This window comes from Streptomyces sp. NPDC047061 (assembly GCF_040643955.1).
Lineage (GTDB): Bacteria > Actinomycetota > Actinomycetes > Streptomycetales > Streptomycetaceae > Streptomyces.
Map to the genome: position 1 here is coordinate 82,050 of NZ_JBEYVI010000001.1, position 15,718 is coordinate 97,767.

Annotated in this window: 8 protein-coding genes and 4 pseudogenes; 5 read left to right on the forward strand and 7 right to left on the reverse strand. The window is 68.0% G+C overall.

The annotated features are described in order from the left end of the window. Positions 1–14 precede the first annotated feature (14 nt). From ABZ887_RS00355 to ABZ887_RS00365, 3 genes are all read right to left on the reverse strand, one after another. Complete coding sequence (locus ABZ887_RS00355; RefSeq protein WP_361281204.1) at positions 15–2,828, reverse strand: beta-L-arabinofuranosidase domain-containing protein; 2,814 nt, start codon at positions 2,826–2,828, stop codon at positions 15–17. A gap of 384 nt (positions 2,829–3,212) precedes the next feature. Beyond that, on the reverse strand, positions 3,213–3,908 hold the full coding sequence (locus tag ABZ887_RS00360; RefSeq protein WP_361281206.1) for an HAD family phosphatase: 696 nt from the start codon (positions 3,906–3,908) through the stop codon (positions 3,213–3,215). A gap of 15 nt (positions 3,909–3,923) precedes the next feature. Then, positions 3,924–4,400: an Lrp/AsnC family transcriptional regulator gene (locus ABZ887_RS00365; protein ID WP_361281209.1), complete on the reverse strand. Its 477-nt coding sequence runs from the start codon at positions 4,398–4,400 to the stop codon at positions 3,924–3,926. A 215-nt stretch (positions 4,401–4,615) separates the two neighbouring features. Here ABZ887_RS00365 and ABZ887_RS00370 point away from each other — a divergent pair. Next, positions 4,616–5,479, forward strand: a pseudogene (locus tag ABZ887_RS00370) (FUSC family protein); the annotation flags it as partial. Between the two features lie 527 nt (positions 5,480–6,006). Here the strand turns inward: ABZ887_RS00370 and ABZ887_RS00375 are convergent. Then, on the reverse strand, positions 6,007–8,916 hold the full coding sequence (locus ABZ887_RS00375) for a DEAD/DEAH box helicase family protein (protein WP_361282394.1): 2,910 nt from the start codon (positions 8,914–8,916) through the stop codon (positions 6,007–6,009). On the opposite strand from ABZ887_RS00375, the gene ABZ887_RS00380 reads away from it, so the two are divergent. From ABZ887_RS00380 to ABZ887_RS00395, 4 genes and pseudogenes are all read left to right on the forward strand, one after another. Next, the gene (locus tag ABZ887_RS00380) at positions 8,821–9,078 is read left to right on the forward strand and encodes a hypothetical protein (protein WP_361282448.1); all 258 of its coding nucleotides are present in this window, start codon (positions 8,821–8,823) and stop codon (positions 9,076–9,078) included. The genes ABZ887_RS00375 and ABZ887_RS00380 overlap by 96 nt on opposite strands. A gap of 629 nt (positions 9,079–9,707) precedes the next feature. Then, a pseudogene (locus ABZ887_RS00385) lies at positions 9,708–9,833 on the forward strand (IS110 family transposase); the annotation flags it as partial. Between the two features lie 84 nt (positions 9,834–9,917). Beyond that, positions 9,918–11,292: pseudogene (locus tag ABZ887_RS00390) on the forward strand (IS1380 family transposase). A 166-nt stretch (positions 11,293–11,458) separates the two neighbouring features. After that, positions 11,459–11,551, forward strand: a pseudogene (locus tag ABZ887_RS00395) (IS5/IS1182 family transposase); the annotation flags it as partial. Between the two features lie 356 nt (positions 11,552–11,907). On the opposite strand, the gene ABZ887_RS00400 reads toward ABZ887_RS00395, so the two are convergent. The 3 genes from ABZ887_RS00400 to ABZ887_RS00410 form a co-directional block, all read right to left on the reverse strand. Continuing rightward, positions 11,908–13,239 (reverse strand): DUF3500 domain-containing protein, encoded by a 1,332-nt coding sequence (locus tag ABZ887_RS00400; RefSeq protein WP_361281211.1) that lies wholly within the window; start codon positions 13,237–13,239, stop codon positions 11,908–11,910. A gap of 165 nt (positions 13,240–13,404) precedes the next feature. Beyond that, complete coding sequence (locus tag ABZ887_RS00405) at positions 13,405–14,922, reverse strand: ATP-binding protein (protein ID WP_361281213.1); 1,518 nt, start codon at positions 14,920–14,922, stop codon at positions 13,405–13,407. Further along, complete coding sequence (locus ABZ887_RS00410) at positions 14,919–15,647, reverse strand: response regulator transcription factor (protein ID WP_361281215.1); 729 nt, start codon at positions 15,645–15,647, stop codon at positions 14,919–14,921. Before ABZ887_RS00410 ends, ABZ887_RS00405 begins: the two co-directional genes overlap by 4 nt. Between the last annotated feature and the right edge of the window lie 71 nt (positions 15,648–15,718).

A 15,718-nucleotide genomic window follows, 5' to 3' on the forward strand; every position in this document is an offset into this window, starting at 1 on the left:
GCCGCGCGTCCGGGTCAGGGCGCGTACGACGCCTGCCGGGCCGTGGCCAGCACCCGGTCGCCGTCCGCCCCCGTCAGCAGTCCGTCCGCGACCCATCCGTCCACCACCGACCGGACCCGCGCCACCAGCGCCCCCTTGTCGTGGAACGGCGCCGCGGCCCAGACCTCGTCCAGCAGCGAGCCGCCGTCGGACCCGACCGGGTTGGCGACCCCGGAATCGAGGCCGCCGAACACGACCGTCGGCTCCGCACGGCGGAAGTAGGCGTGCGTCGGATCCTCGGACCCCTCGTAGAAGGGGGCGAACTCCGTTGCCGCCGTTCCGTCCGGCCCGGCCAGGGTGAAATGGAGCGGGCTGTCCGCCACCGGGGTCAGGGACGGCAGCAGGTCACCGGAGAGCCCGGCGTTGCGGTACAGCCCCAACTCCAGGTACTCCGTGGCGGTGTTGCGCCCGACCAGACTGACCGGCCCGTAGAACAGGGCCTGCACCGAAGGATCGTCGAGAGCCTTCTCGACCCGCAGCCGGAACGGGATCGACACCCGCACGGTGTCCCCGGGCCGCCAGGTCCGCGGGACCGCGACGTAGCTGCCCGGCCGCGGAGTGCCGGGCACCGCCCGCCCGTTCACCGTCACCCGGAACCCGGCCGTCGCCCAGACCGGAACCCGCAGCAGCAGCGCGAAACGGGCCGGCCCCCGCCCGCCGACGGTGAGCGTGCTGCCCTGTTCCCGGGGATACCCGGTGCGCTGGTCGACCGTGACGCCCTTCTCGGCCCAGGTCAGCGTGGACGGACTGTAGAGGTTGACGTACAGGGCGCTGCCGTCGGCCGCCGCGAAGTACACCGAGTCCTGGTACTTGGTGGCGGACTCCATGCCCGTGCCCTCGCAGCAGGTCGTGCCCTGCTTGGGCGTGTAGTCCCGCACATGACCGGGTGTCAGCCCGATGAAGTACGTGACCAGCGGCTTCTCCGCGTCGGCCCGGTCCTGCTTGGACCCGAGCACCTGGTTGTACAACGCCCGCTCGTAGTAGTCCATGTACGCCGGATCCTGCTCGTGGAGGAACAGCGCCCGGCTCAGCCTCAGCATGTTGTACGCGCAGCAGCTCTCGGCGGTGGTCGCACCGATGGTCCCGGCGATCACGTCCCGCGCCTTCCAGAACTCGCCCGTACTGGTGCCGCCGATGCCGTACATGCGGTGCGGCACGACCATGCCCCAGAAGTTCTTCGCGGCCGTGAGGTAGCGCTCCTCGCCGGTCGCGTCGTACAGCCGGACCAGGCCGGTGAAGATCGGGATGTGCTGGTTGGCGTGCAGTCCGTCGAGCGTGTCGGTGTCCGCCGCGCAGGCGTCGATGAGGCTGTCGAGGTCGAACAGCCGGGCCAGCGCGAGGTGTTCGGCCCTTCCGGTGAGTTCGTGCAGGTCGCAGACGGCTTCGACGATCCCGCCGAACTCGCCGCTGGAGAAGATCCCCCACATCCGCTGGAGGGTGGCGGCGGGCAGCACGGACAGCCGCGAGTACATCCAGTCGCCCATGCCGGACGCGAGGTCCAGCGCCCGCTCGTCGCCGGTGGCGTGGTAGGCGTCCAGCAGACCCCGGAGGATCTTGTGCGCGGTGTAGTAGGGCGCCCAGACCTTGGTGTAGTCGCTGCCGGTCATCGACTCCAGCAGGATGAACTGCGTCTCCGGGTAGGCCGCGAGGAACCCGGGGTGACCGGGTCCGCCCCAGGTGCGGCGCAGGACGGCGTCGAGGCCGCGTCCCGAACCGTCCGCGACCTCCGGCCCCGACGTCTCGCCGAAGGCGTAGGACACCAGGTCACCGCTTGCCGGAGTGCTCTGCAACCCGGCCATCTCGTCGGCGCTCAACGCCCGTGACCACACGTCGAAGCCGCCGAAGGCGCCCGCGAACACGGGGTCGGCGGTGTAGTGGGAGCGGCCGAGCCAGTGGTCGGTGAGGGTGCCGAGGGCGGCCGGGGTGAGGGACATGGCCGTGTTCCGGGCCACGGGGGTGCCGTCGACGTAGAGCGTGCCGGTGCCGTCCGCGATCGTCACCGCGAGGTGGCTCCACCGGTCCAGGGGCAATGCGGCCGTGCCGTCGAGCCCCTGCTCGGCGCCCGCCCCGCGGGTGGTGATCGCGAACCGGGGCACCCCGTTCGCGTTGCGCGTGGCGAGGTACAGATAGCGGTTGGTGTCGTTCCCGAAGTCGAACACCCGGGCCCAGGAGTCCTCATGACCGGGTTTCACCCAGGCGGCCAGGGTGACGGCTGAGCTGTCCCCGAGCACACCGGCCGGCAACTCGACGTACCGATACGACCCCCGCTCGTTCTCGGCGGCCCGCCCGCCGAACACCCCGGGCACACTCAGTACCGACGGCTCGTTCCGCAGGGCCGCACGCACCTCGTCCAACGCGCCCACCATGGTGCGGATCCTCGCTCCGAACACCTCCTCGCCGGTGCTCGCGTACGCCTGCGCCAGCATGGTCAGGAAGTGCCCGGTGTAGTGCCCGCGCAGATTCCCGTTGGCCTCCCCGTCCAGCCCCTCCCAGCCACCGGGCGCGACCGCACCGCCGGTGTCCAGCCCCGCGTTGGCCCGGAACACCTGCAGCAGCCGGTCGACGTCGTAGCCGCGCGCGTGGTCGAGCATCAACTCCCGTTTGTCGGCGAACACGCCCGGCCGCAGCGCCACTTCGTCGAGCGCGAACGGGACTGCGCTCCACGCCGCGGGAACCGCCGCCACGGCGGCCGAGGCCGGCCGCCCGGCGGCGGCGTACGAGACCGCAGGTGCCGCGGCGGCAACTGCCGCCGCCTGCAGGAGAGTCCGTCTGGAGAGAGGCGGTGCCATGGGTGCTCCTCCGTGAGGCCGGCTGCCGTACGGACGTTCGGGATATCGAATGCCGTACAGGGTGTCGACCAGACGATAGGGAGGAGCAGGGTGGGGGTCAACGGTTCTGGAGCGGTCGATTCCGGCCCGAACTTCCCTGTGTGCGGGTGAAGTTGGACATCGAACACGCGTGAGCGGCGCCAGGCGAACCTGGTGAGGACGACGTCCAACGCCGCACTGACATCGACCGGTCCGGCACCGGCAGCATCAGGTACTGGGCCCGGGGTGGCATGCCGACCAGGCCGCACACGGTGGACACGACGACATCCTGGAACCAGGGGCTGACGGCAAGCGTGACAGCTCGCACATTCCCTTGAAAAGGCGACCAGTTGACCGGTCGGACCGTCAGGCGGACCGAGCCTGCCGAACCAGCAGGTCGTAGGCCGAGCGGGCCGTGAACTCGGCCTGTCCGCCGCGCAGCAGCACGTCGGCCGTGGCGAACTCGGGGGCGTCGGCCTGCGCGGCGACGTACGGGATCGCGATGCAGCGCATCCCGGCGGCGTGCGCCGCCGCCGCGCCCGGGGCCGCGTCCTCCAGGACCACGCAGTCGGCCGGGGCGGCCCCGAGACGCCGGGCCGCCTCCAGGAACACGTCGGGGGCGGGCTTGCCGTGCGGCACCTCGTCGGCCGAGACGGTCGTGAGCAGCCAGGTGCCCAGTCCCGTGCCGGCCAGGACCGCCTCGATCGCCTCGGGGGAGGAGCCGGAGGCCACCGCCGTCGGGACGCCTTCGGCCGCCAGCAGCTCCACGAACTTCCGCATCTCCGGGTACACGCGCGTGCGGGTCCGGGCCAGCTCCAGATAGTGCCGGTTCGTCTCCGCGAGCAACTCGTCCACCGGGGGCCGCAGTCCGTGGCGGTCGCGCAGCAGGGTCACCGTCTCCAGCGTGCTGATGCCGACGAACCTCTCGTGCTCCGCCCAGGTGAAGTCCGTGACGCCGTGCCCGGCCAGCAGCTGCCGCGTCGCCTCGTAGTAGTTCGGCTCGCTGTCCACGAGTGTTCCGTCGAGGTCGAAGACGACCGAGAGGTTGCCGAGATCGCTCATGGGACCAGGATGCCGTTACGCGCGGGCGGCCCGGCCGACGGACTCCACCAGTGGCAGCAGTCGGTGCGGAACGCGTTCGCGCAGTGCCACCTCGGTGCGGGTGCGCACCACGCCCGGCAGGCTGATCAGCTTCTGGATCACGTCCTCCAGATGCGCGTTGTCCCGCGCCACCACCCGGGTCAGCAGGTCCCCGCCACCCGTGATCGAGAACGCCTCCACGATCTCCGGTACGGCGGCCAGCGCGTCCCCGACGTCGTCCAGATGCCCCTGGGTGACCTCGATGTGCACGAAGGCCAGCACCGGGTGGCCGAGCGCGGCGGGGGAGAGGGACGGGCCGGTCCCGGTGATCACACCGTCCCGCTCCAGCCGGTCCAGCCGGGCCTGCAGCGTGCCCCGGGCGACCCCGAGGATCCGGGCGTACTCGCGCACACTGGTGCGCGGCTGCTCCAGCAGCAGCCGCAGGATGCGGGTGTCCAGCTCGTCCACGGTCATCACCCACGACTGTACCAATGGCTCACCGGCGCGCGGCTTCGACCTGCACCATTGGCATGCACGCCGCAGCACAGTACGCACGGAGACCGGACCAATGGTGCAGTGAAATCGACGTCACTTGAGCCAGTCGCCTCGTCGGTGCTCTCATGGGTGTGTCGATGGCGCTGCGGAACCCCCGCGGCGCCATTTCTGTGCCGTCCACGGGAGGGGAAACAGTGCTGAAGAGGGTGTTCGTGGCGCCGGACCCGGGGCGGGTGCGGCTGCGCTTCGCCGCCCGGGCCGTGCTGGGCATCGGCCTCGCCGTCGTGGTCTGCGGACTGGCCGGGCACTCCCTCACGGGCGCCGTCACGGGCGGCCTCGCCGCGTTGCTCGCGCTGTTCACCGTCGCGGACGCCACGGTGCGCGGACAGGCCGTCACCACCGCACTGCTGCCCGCCGTGGGCCTGCCGGTGCTCGCGGCCGCCGCCGAACTCCACGACGTCCCGGTCGTCCGCGACCTGGTCTTCCTCGCCGTGGTCGGCGCGGGCGTCTACGCGCGCCGCTGGGGTCCGCGCGGCCACAGCCTGGGCGTCTTCGCCTTCATGACCTTCTTCGTCGCCCAGTTCCTGCACGCCGCCCCCGGTCAGCTGCCCGAGCTGTACGCCGCCGTCCTGCTCTCCGTACTCAGCGCCGCAGCCGTCCGCTTCGGCCTCTGGTGCTACGAGCGCAGCCTGCCCCAGCCACCGGTTCCCGCCCCGCCCGCCGGCACCGGCCTGGCCCGGGTGACCACCCGGCAGGCCGTCCAGGCGACCGCGGGCGCGGGCTTCGCGCTCGTCGCCGGCCAGCTGGTGTCCGGCCAGCGCTGGTACTGGGCGGTCGGCGCCACCTGGTGGATCTTCGTCAACACCGCCTCGCGCGGCGAGACCCTGGTACGGGGCTTCCGCCGGGTCCTCGGCACCCTCATCGGCATCGCGCTGGGCCTGCTGGTCGCCGCCCCCGTGCACGGCGCGCCGATGCCCACCGCAGCCCTGGTCGCGGTCGCCGTCTTCGGCATCTTCTACACGGCCGCCGTCTCCTACACCTGGATGATGTTCTTCGTGGTGTCAAGGCGCATGCCTGCGAGACTGCCCGTCTGACGACCGTTTCCCCAGGTCAAGCACTGCTCTCGCGTGGGTGCGGTGATTCGCGGGTGTGGTCAGCTGTGGGCGGGTTTGGTCAGACGCTTGCTGACTCCATGCTGACTTTCGTGATGGGTCGTCAGTTCCCGAGAGGTGACTTCTCGCTTAAGACCCGCGGGGGTCTGCGGGCCCAGAAGAAAGCCCAAGCTGCGACTGCCGCGGCTTCCACGCGTATCGGGGGGCGACAGTCATGATCTGACATTCTGGGCGGAAGGTTACCCGGAGCTCGCCAGTAGATTCTTCGTCTCTGGTGGTACGCAGTCGGCCGAGGCGCTGACCAGCGGGAATGCGTGGCACGAACGGTAAGCACTGAACCTGGACGATCCACCTGTGGCAATACGGTTCCTGCTACGCCGTGTGCAGCGACCCATCTGGGTCGGCTCTCATTAACGTCTCACTGATTCCAGCTGAAGAAACCCTCAGTCCTTGAGGTCTGTTAGAGCCCGTGGCTAGGAATGGACGATTACCTGGAGGGTGCTGTTGGCAGTATCCATTGCGTACACCTCGGCGCAGGCGAGCAAATGGAGCTGGTCTTCGGAGACACGGGTTTTGGAGACACCGGGCTGAACGATGGTGATGGTGAACTTCGGCTCCAGGAGCGGAGCGCGCTGGGCGAGGTCGTAGAGTGTCTGGTCCGTCCCTTTCTCCAATCCAGACCGGCCTTGCTCTCGGCGGTTACCTTCGCGGCGGATCAGGTTGTTGAAGAGGCGGCCTGGGCGGTGTCTCCATTTAGTGGATTTATGGACCTGGCCGCACACTTCGTACAGGTCAGCGACTCGGGCACCAGGTGCGTCGCCGTGCGCGTACTTGCAGTGGACGAGGTTCACGTGAAGTTGGTTGCCCTCGACGCGGGCCGCGACGATGTCTGCCACTTCACCGGCGCCGTCGTCGTCGATGACAAGGTCCCAGTCGGCCTCGCCAAGGAGATGCTGGATGGTCCGTGCTTGGATGGAGGTGGGGTCGCGGTCGGCGCCCTGGGACTCCTTGTGCAGGTTGATGCCCGTCCAGTCGATGGTCAGGAGCCGTTCGGGGCTGAATGGTGCCACAGTTCCTGACGGGCGAATGAGGAGCATGTCCGGTTCCAGGATCGCCTCGTCCTCGAAGAGGATTCGTAGACCGTGTTGGTTCAAGTACTCACTGAACGGCTGCGCTTGGCGGCTCGTCGCGACTGTTGGTTCGGGACCGTCGCATGTGAAGTTGAGACGGCCTTGCGTGACGGTGATCTGGTAGTCGACGCTCCAGTGCGGTGTGTGCAGGGTGAAGCCGATCGGGCCTTCGCGGGTGAAGGTGGTGATGGTGAGGTCGGTGTCGATCACTGGCCAGCTGAAGTTGTCGCGCTTGACTTCCACGCTCTCGGTGGTGTCGAGGAAGAACTGGATCGGCCACTCCAGGGCCAGCGGGACGAGCTCGGGACGTTCCTCGATTTCGGTGGGGATGATGAATCCCTTGAGGACGTCTGCTGGATCGACAGTCTCATCAGTGAGTTTGGCGCCGACTTCGTCGCACCAGTCGACCCAGCGTTTGAGGTTGTGTGCCACGCCGTAGTTCCAGACGCGCCCTTTCAGTGAGGCGCCCACGTTGACGCGCTCGCCGCCTTCGTAGCCGCTGACGAAAATGTTGGTCTGGCTCTTGTTGCGTCGTTCGGCCTCGGGATAGTCCAGGAGGACGTCGGCGCCGACCGCAAGCTGAAAGCGGCGGCTGCGGTTGCGGGCATCAAGGGTCCCTACGTTGGTAGGCACGCACCGGCGGACGTTCGCCATGATCCGGTAGACGACCGGCCCCTTGATCCGGATGGCGCCCGTGCCGGCCACCGCTTGGGCGAGTTCTTCGTGAACACTGCTGGTGTTGGAGCTGTTGATGTACAGCAGTCCGTGCGTCCTGTCCCAGTACAGGATGTAGAGGTCGTGCGAGACGTCCTCCAGGCTCTTCACCGTGCCCCAGGCAACAGGCTTTCGCTCGCGGGCCACGAGCCAGGCGACTCGGTCTCGTTCGTTGATGGCAACCGGGTAGGTGAGCAGCCGGTCGCCGAAGAACGGCGCGAGTGCTTCGGGCTTCCACCGCAGAGTGCTGGTGCGATAGACGACGGTGCTCATCCGCGGTGCGATGTTCCGGAGCGAGACCTCTTCGGGCAGGCTGGAGAAGGCCTCTTCGAAGTCGCTGAGTTCTTCCTGCGCGCCGACCGCGTGCGCGGAGAGGATCTCGATGACGTCATTCCAGTCGGCGTCCTCGGCATACAGCTTCTTCAAGTTCTCATCGAACTGAGTCTCGGTGCGGTTGACGACGACGGTCGCCGTCCCGACCGAGGTGCCAGCGGTCACTCGTGCGAATCTGCCGATGAACTGCAGTGTGATGCCCAGGCTCTTGTGCTGGTCATGGATTGCTGCGATCTTGAGCGAGGGCAGGTCGAAGCCTTCGCCGAGCATGTCGACACAGACGACGATCTTGCTGCTTCGGTCGTGCAGCGCATTCAGCGCGGTTTGAAGGTCCGTCTTGCGGCCTTTGCTGTGCAGGATGACAGGGTTCAGGTCGGGGGCGAGCTCCTGGTAGAGCGGCAGGATGTCCTCGGCGCGTCCGATCCGTTTGACCCGAGCCATGAGCAGGTGGTCGTAGCCGGCGGCCAGGTCCTTGCGGAGCAGCTCCACGGCCCGCTGTGCAATGGCCCGGTCCGGGTCGAACAGGTCGACGACGGGAGCGTATGTGATCTTCGAGAAGTAGTTCTGCTGGTATGCGTCCTTCAGCGAGAAGCTGAAAACGAATCGGCCGCCGAGGTCGGCGCCGTCGCTGCGGAACGGGGTGGCCGTGAACTGGACTACGCGCTTCCCGTCAAACTGATCGCGAATCTCACGCCAAGTCTGTGCGGTCACATGGTGGGCCTCATCCACGAACAGATGGGTGCATGTCTCGATCAGGGCATCCCGTGCTGCGGGAGAGAAATGCTGCATGGCGGACGGCGTTGCCACGATCACATTGCAGTGCGTCGCGAATTGGCGGGCCAGTGCAGGGTCTTGTATTCCGCGTTTGACGCGCCCGACGATCGGCTTGAGTGCAGACTCGGTGACGTTACCGAACGCTTGTAGCAGCCCGAGTCCTTCGAACTTGGTCGCCACCTGGTCCCGCAAGGCGTCGGAAGGAACGATCACCAGAAGGCGTTCAACATTCCCGGCCACCAACAAGGCCACCATGGTCTCGGTTTTGCCCGTTCCCGTAGGCATGACGACCGTAGCTGGCTGAGGCCTCCTTGACGCCCAGTGCCCAAGAACGGCATGTACGGCGCCAAGCTGTGGCTCGCGCAAGCCAGCTATGCCTCGCTTCAAGTCCTCTTGGCGGAACCGGAAGGCTTCATGGAACGAGGCGTGCACCGCGGCTGGGTCGACAAGGTCGTCAGCGCCATTCAGAGTCGCGAGGCGCCAGGCAATGTTGCCTTCAATAGTGCAATGTCTGAGCCGGCCGGAGGGATCCACTCCCATGACGCCTCGCACGAAGTAGGTGACTCAAGAAGCTACTTGATGATCATTCATTAGCAATTTTATCAGCTGTCACACCTTGCTCTTGGGCTGCCGTGATGAGCGTGGCGCCCCAACTGATCGAGCTGAGGAGGGGGCGGTGCCAGGCAGCGCCGACTGGCGGCAGCTGAAGCGCAGAGGAGGGTCGCTGGGTCGGTTCCATGCGTTTCCGACGGACCGGATCGTCCGGGACACCGAGCCTGGCTTGCTGTGCTGCCCCGGCCAGCGGGCGCGGTTCAATTGAGCGCAGGGCGGGATGGGGCGCCGGTACGTACTTCAACGTGCGCAGGCCCTGCTGGGCGTGCGCACGCTGCGGTCACGGTGATCCTCGTGAACTCGCCGCCTCCGTGCCGGGCAGGGCGACGGCTTGCCCGTCGAACGCGGTGAAGATGTCTTCGGTCGGCCGGGCCGCCATCTGCGGCACCTTGAGCTGCATCGGATGGTCCGCCTGAGGTGGCCGCCTGGCAGCTCGGCGGGCAACCCGAACTGTTCCGGCAGGGCAGTTTCTTTGTGCCGGTGGCTGCTTGGGGCTGAGCTGCACGGCTGCTGACCTGGGGAAGAGCGTCGGCGGCAGCGGAGCAGTTCCCTCCAGTTCCCTGGATTTCCCAGGAGTTCCCGGCCAAGTGTGCACTAAATGTGACGTCGACTACAACCCCGCCCTCCGCCAGCTCGGCAACCGACTCGTCGGCATCCTCCACGGATGCCTCAAGACTCGAACCTGCTACGACGAAGCGACCGCCTGGTCGCACCACGCCCACCTCCATGCCGCTTGACCACAAACGACATGGGGTGTCTGACCAGCAAGAATGAGGATTGTCGAGGTCCTTGTTCCTGCCACCGCTGGAGGCACTTCCCAGGTGAAGCACTCTATCGGGTCCTACCCCCGTGTCCGTGTCCAGGACGACGGCCGCCAGGTCATCACCCAGGCCAGGTCGGTCCTGCTCGTTGAAACGGTCCGCAAGACCGGTCTTGACCAGGCCGTATCCCAGGCTCTGGCTCCGTGGCGCAAACCGCGGGCCGTCCACGATCCCGGCAAGATCCTCTTGGACGTGGCCCTGGCGGTCGCACTGGGCGGGGACTGCACGCGGACGTCGCGATGCTGCGGTGTGAGCCGGCCGTCTTCGGCCTGGTCGTCTCCGACCCCACCGTCTCCCGCCTGATCGACACCCTCGCCGCCTCCGGCGAGAAAGCCCTGCAGGCCATCCGGTCCGCGCGGTCCGAAATCCGGGGCAGCGTCTGGTGGTTGGCGGGCAAGAACGCCCCGGACGCCGACGGCCAGGTCGTAGTCGATCTCGACGGCGTCCTCGTGATCGCCCACTCCGACAATCAGGACGCGGCCGCGACCTGGAAGAAGATCTACGGCCATCACCCCCTGACGGCCTTTCTCGACCACGGACCGGGCGGAACCGGTGAGCCCGTCGCGGCCCTCCTCAGGCCGGGAAACGCGGGTTCCAACACGGCAGCCGACCACATCACCACCGCCCAACTCGCCCTGGCTCAACTACCGAAGCGATACCGGCGGGCGCGGCAGACGCTGATCCGCATGGACTCCGCTGGCGGCACTCACGACTTTGTTGTCCTGGCTCACGCGACGAGGGCGATGGCTGTCCCACTCGGTCGGCATGCTGATCACCGAAGCGATCCACGAACACGTGCTGAAGGTCCCCGCCCCAGCCTGGACACCGGCCGTCGAGACCGATGGCGAGGCCCGTGACGGGGCCTGGGTCGCCGAGCTCACCGGCAAGTTCCTGGACGGCTGCCCCAAGTGCATGCGACTGATCGTCCGAAAGGAACGGCCATCCCGGCGCCCAGTTGAGGATCACTGACGCGGACGGCATGCGCATCACCTGCTTTGCGACCAATACCCCTGACCGGCCGATCGCCGCCCTTGAGCTCCGTCACCGGCTGCGGGCCCGGGCCGAGGACCGGATCCGGGCCGCCCGGGCCACCGGCCTGCGCAACCTGCCCCTGCACACAACCGCCCAGAACAAGGTCTGGCTCGAGATCGTCCAGATCGCCCTCGACCTGCTGGCCTGGATGCCCATGCTCACCCTCACCAGCAAGGCCCGGCTCTGGGAACCCCGCTGCCTGTGATTCCGCCTGCTCTCCGCAGCCGCCCAACTCGTCACCACCGGCCGACGCAAGACTCTCCGCCTCGCCCGACACTGGCCCTGGACGGGTGAAATCACCGCCGCTCTCGAACGGCTCGCGCTCCTGCCCAACCCGGGCTGACCAGCAACCTTCCACCGTTCCGACGAAAGCATGACCTGCCTCGGGTAGTGGAACCCGGCGCCCACCCGACGCGACAGCCAGGCCACCAGCCTGCCCACCACCAGCTCCGGAAAGCAAAAGGGTCCACCGACTCCGTCGGCGAACCCTCGCGAAAGTTCGAGGCTAAGGCCCCTGGCAGACTGCCTCTGAACGATTCGCCCGCTGGGAGCACGACGACACCTGGGCGAGGCTGCTGGAACATATCCGAGTCAGGGATGAGCGCTCGAATATTGTGCTGGCACAAACCTTCGCGGATGGGACACCGCGCGCCGCGGGCTCTGGCTGGACACTTCGGACCAGACACCCCACCAATCCGTGGACCAGATCCTCGCTGATCTCGCCACGGCTCGCATCGTCGGCTGATAGAGCCCGTCAGAAGGTCGCTGAGAAAACCTGAATGGTTCTGTCCTTTCTCGTACGAATTCTGTGTGACTGGTTGGGTGGTGAGGCGGGTGCTGCCCGGCGACGTACACAGGACAAGTCGCGCCGGGCCGCATCCTGGGGTGGATGCGACCCGGCGCGGTGACCGGAAGCAGGCTGTATGACGGGAGGCTGGCTCCGGTCACGTCATGGGAGTTACTGGTGGTGCGGTGAGGTCAGGTAGTGCTGCCGGAGGAGTTCCTTGCCGTAGTCGTTGCCGTTCGGGGTGCGGATGATGGAGTGGACGTGTTTCTGCGTCGCGCCGCTGCCCGGGGTGGCGCCATACGCACCGGCCAGCGGACCGGGCGCCTGGCAGTCGACCTCGACCCAGACGACGGGGCTGTGGACGCGGACGTAGAAGGCGGAGTCGTCGGCGATGCCGCCGGCCCAGGTGACGTAGGTGTCGGAGATGTGCTTGGCGACCTCCGACATCCGTACCTTCGCGGCGTCCGCCTTGGCGCGACCCACGAACGCCTCGACGATGCCGAGGAGCTTCTTGCGCTGGGCGGCGGTCAGCTTGCTGCCCTTCAGGCCCGTGTACTCCTGGACGGTGTTGTCGGAGAAGGCGCCGGCCTTCATCGATTCGTTGGACTTGGTCGTCGATTCGATCGCGACAGCCTGCTGATCCGCGGTGAGGGAGTTGATGAAGGCCAGTGATGCGACGACCTCCTCGTGGCAGACGGTGACCGTCTCGCCGTCGATCTCCATCGAGGTCGGCTCCGAGCCCCAGAAGCAGGGGCTCATGACGACCTGGCTGCCGAGGACGAAGTAGTTGATGACGAGGTGGTGGCCGTCGAACTGGAACCCCCAGGGCTCGGTCGCGGACGGGGTGCCCATCACGGTCCAGTAGTAGGCGTCCTCGTTGAAGGAGTTCGTGTTGCCGATCGCCTCCCCGGCCGCCTGGTTGATCTTCCGGATCTTCTCGGTGGTCTCCAGGCCGTCGGCGCTGAGAGCGGCCGTCAGCAGGGCGGTGCCGAGGGCCTTCTGGTCGTCGCTGAGGTCCGCGAGGGACACGCCCTGGCGGTCGTAGGAGTCGACGTTGCTCCACAGCCGCCACTCGGTGGAGTGGACGGTGAACTGCGTCGAGGTCTTCTGCGTGTCGGTGAGACCGGCCAGGAAGGCGTTCGCCGCCGAGATCACGGGAGCGGTGGCGACCTTGGTGGAGTGGATCGTGAACAGGTCGTCGATCCGCTTCCCGTCGGTGGTCAGGCCGAAGAAGTCCTCGGTGATCGTCTGGTTGCCGGGGCCTCCGGCACCACCGCCCGGTCCACCGCTGGGCGCCCCGCTCGGAGCCGCGGAGGCGTCGGCGGTGGCGGTGTCGTCGGCCATCGCGGCCCAGGCACCGGCCCCGCCCATGGTCGCGACGGCGGTCGCACCGCTCGCGAAGAAGACCTTCCGCATGAAGTTGCGGCGGCTCGCGTGGGCACCGCCGCCGGCCTTGGACTGCGCTTCCTCGGCGGTCGGTTCCCCGGTGTCGAGCTCGGCCATCGTCGCTCGTTCCCTTCGTCATGGGCGCGTCCCCGCTGGACGGCCGTCGGCGGCAACTGTGGAGGAGCTAACTGAGGCTGACCTGAAGCGGTGGGCGACATATCCGGCGGGGCCCCTGCGCGGAGGGGCGGAGGGCGGCCCTGAGCTGGGTTTCTGTGGGGGTGCTTAGAGTCCTTGAGCGGGACGGGGACCGGCCTCGGGAGCAGTGCCGGCCCGGGGGAGAACCACGGTGAACTCCGTACGTCCCGGTTCGCTCTCGACGTGGATGCGGCCGCCGTGCGCCTCCGCCACAGCCGCCGCGATGGCCAGGCCCAGCCCCGAACCGCCCCCCGTGCCGGGCGCGCGGGAGCGGGAGGCGTCGCCTCGGGAGAAACGTTCGAAAACCGTGGGGAGGAGGTCCGGCGGGATGCCGGGACCGTTGTCGCGGACGCGGATGACACACTCTCCCCCGGTCGTTTCCACGCTGACGGTGATCTGTGTGCCCGCAGGCGTGTGCAGGCGGGCGTTGGTCAGCAGGTTGGCCACCACCTGGTGGAGCCGGGACTGGTCGCCGACGACCGACGCGTGGCCGTCCGCGAGACGCAGCGCAAGACGCCAGCCGTGGTCGGCACCCGCTGCCCGCGCGTCCCACACGGCCTCGGCGACCAGAGTGGCCAGATTCACTTCGACCGACTGCAGCGTCCGCCCCTCGTCGAGCCGGGCGAGCAGCAGAAGGTCCTCGACCAGTCCCGTCATGCGCGCCGACTGGGCGGTGACACGCTGCCAGGCGAGCTCGGCGGAGATCTGCTCGTCGCCTTGGTTCATGAGCTCGGCGTACCCGGCGATCGAGGCCAACGGCGTGCGCAGTTCGTGGCTGGCGTCGGCCAGGAGCCGTCGCATGCGTTCCTCGGTGCGTTGACGCTCACCGAGCGAGGACTCGACGTGATCGATGAGACGGTTGAGCACCACGCCGACCTGACCGGCCTCTGTACGCGGATCGGTGTCCGCTTCCGGGACGCGGGTGAGTCCGGCGACCTCGCCGCGGTCCAGCGGCACTTGCGAGACCTCGGCGGCGGTGGCGGCGACCCGGCCGAGGGGGCGCAGCTGGCGTCGAATGACCGTCGTGGTGGCGGCGGCCGCGGCGGCCAGGCCGACGGAGGCGATGACCGTTTCGACGACGATCAGACGGTCGAGCACGCGCTGTATGCCGGCTGCCGGGAGCCCGGCCAGAACGGGTACGCCGTCCCCGCCGATGGCGGTCACGCGGTAGGTGCCGAGGCCTGGGATGGTGCGCGTGTGCAGTGATCCGTCCGGCGTGATCCCGTCCAGAGCCGCACGCTGAGCCGTGGTGAGCGTCCGCTGGTGTCCGTCCTCGGTCACCGACTCGGCGGCGACGATCCGTCCATCGACGAACCGGGCCGCGACGGTGCCCGTGGGCTGTCCCCGCTCGTTGAGGAAACCCAGGTCCTTCGCGCTGCCCGGCCGGCGCTGCAAACCACCCTGGCTTCGCTCGGCGGCGTCCGTGACGCGCTGGTCCAGATCCTCGTACAGATAGACCCGCTGGACGACCACCGTGGTGAGAGCCATGGCACCGCAGACGACGGCCATGGTCACGGCGACGAAGAGCACCAGGCGGAACCGCAGCGAGCGCCTTCCCAGACCGGTGCGGGGCGGGCGGCCGGTACGGCGCGGAAAACCTCTCATGCCCCGTCGTCCGCGGCTCTGATCGAATAGCCGACACCGCGTACGGTCCGCAGCATCGGCGCCCGGCCCTTGTCGATTTTCGTACGAAGCGCGTAGATGTACACCTCGACCAGGTTTCCTTCGCCGTCGAAGGAAGCGTTCCAAACGTGTTCGAGGATCTGTGTCTTGCTGAGCACCTGGTGTGGGTGGTCCATCAGGAACAGGAGCAGGTCGAACTCTTTGGCGGTAAGAGGGATCGGTGTGCCGCCCCGCTGCACCTCGCGGGTCTTCTCAGCTAGTACGAGGTCACCCAGCACCCGAACGGACCTGTCGCGCTCGGACATGTCGGCATGTCCCGCACGACGGAGCAGCCCGCGCAGCCGGAGCATGACCTCCTCCAGTGAGAACGGCTTGGTCACGTAGTCGTCCGCGCCCGTGGACAACCCGTCGAGCCGATGCTCCAGCGCGTCGCGGGCGGTGAGCATCAGCACGGGCAGCTGGTGATACTCGCTGCGAAGATGGCGCAGAACCTGAAGGCCGTCCATACCGGGCAGCATCCCGTCGAGGACCACGACGTCAGGGGCGCAGTCACGCGCGATACGCAGCGCGCTGTGCCCGTCCCGCGCTGGGAAGGCGCGCCACCCGGCCGCGGTCACGGCCGCGGAGAGCAACTCGGTCAGTTCGGGTTCATCGTCGACGATCAGCACGCGAACCGTGCCTTCGCGAGTCCCTGAGGTGCCAGACATGCTTCGACATTGTGGCAGCACGGCGGACGACAGGCGCATGCGCGGGCTGTGCCATCGCCTGTGCTCGACCT

Excerpts from the sequence above, each read along its gene's own strand:
- ABZ887_RS00355 (WP_361281204.1), bottom strand. The coding sequence starts at position 2,828 with ATGGCACCGCCTCTCTCCAGACGGACTCTCCTGCAGGCGGCGGCAGTT.
- ABZ887_RS00360 (WP_361281206.1), bottom strand. The coding sequence starts at position 3,908 with ATGAGCGATCTCGGCAACCTCTCGGTCGTCTTCGACCTCGACGGAACA.
- ABZ887_RS00365 (WP_361281209.1), bottom strand. The coding sequence starts at position 4,400 with ATGACCGTGGACGAGCTGGACACCCGCATCCTGCGGCTGCTGCTGGAG.
- ABZ887_RS00380 (WP_361282448.1), top strand. The coding sequence starts at position 8,821 with ATGTACGGCGCCAAGCTGTGGCTCGCGCAAGCCAGCTATGCCTCGCTT.
- ABZ887_RS00400 (WP_361281211.1), bottom strand. The coding sequence starts at position 13,239 with ATGGCCGAGCTCGACACCGGGGAACCGACCGCCGAGGAAGCGCAGTCC.
- ABZ887_RS00405 (WP_361281213.1), bottom strand. The coding sequence starts at position 14,922 with ATGAGAGGTTTTCCGCGCCGTACCGGCCGCCCGCCCCGCACCGGTCTG.
- ABZ887_RS00410 (WP_361281215.1), bottom strand. The coding sequence starts at position 15,647 with ATGTCTGGCACCTCAGGGACTCGCGAAGGCACGGTTCGCGTGCTGATC.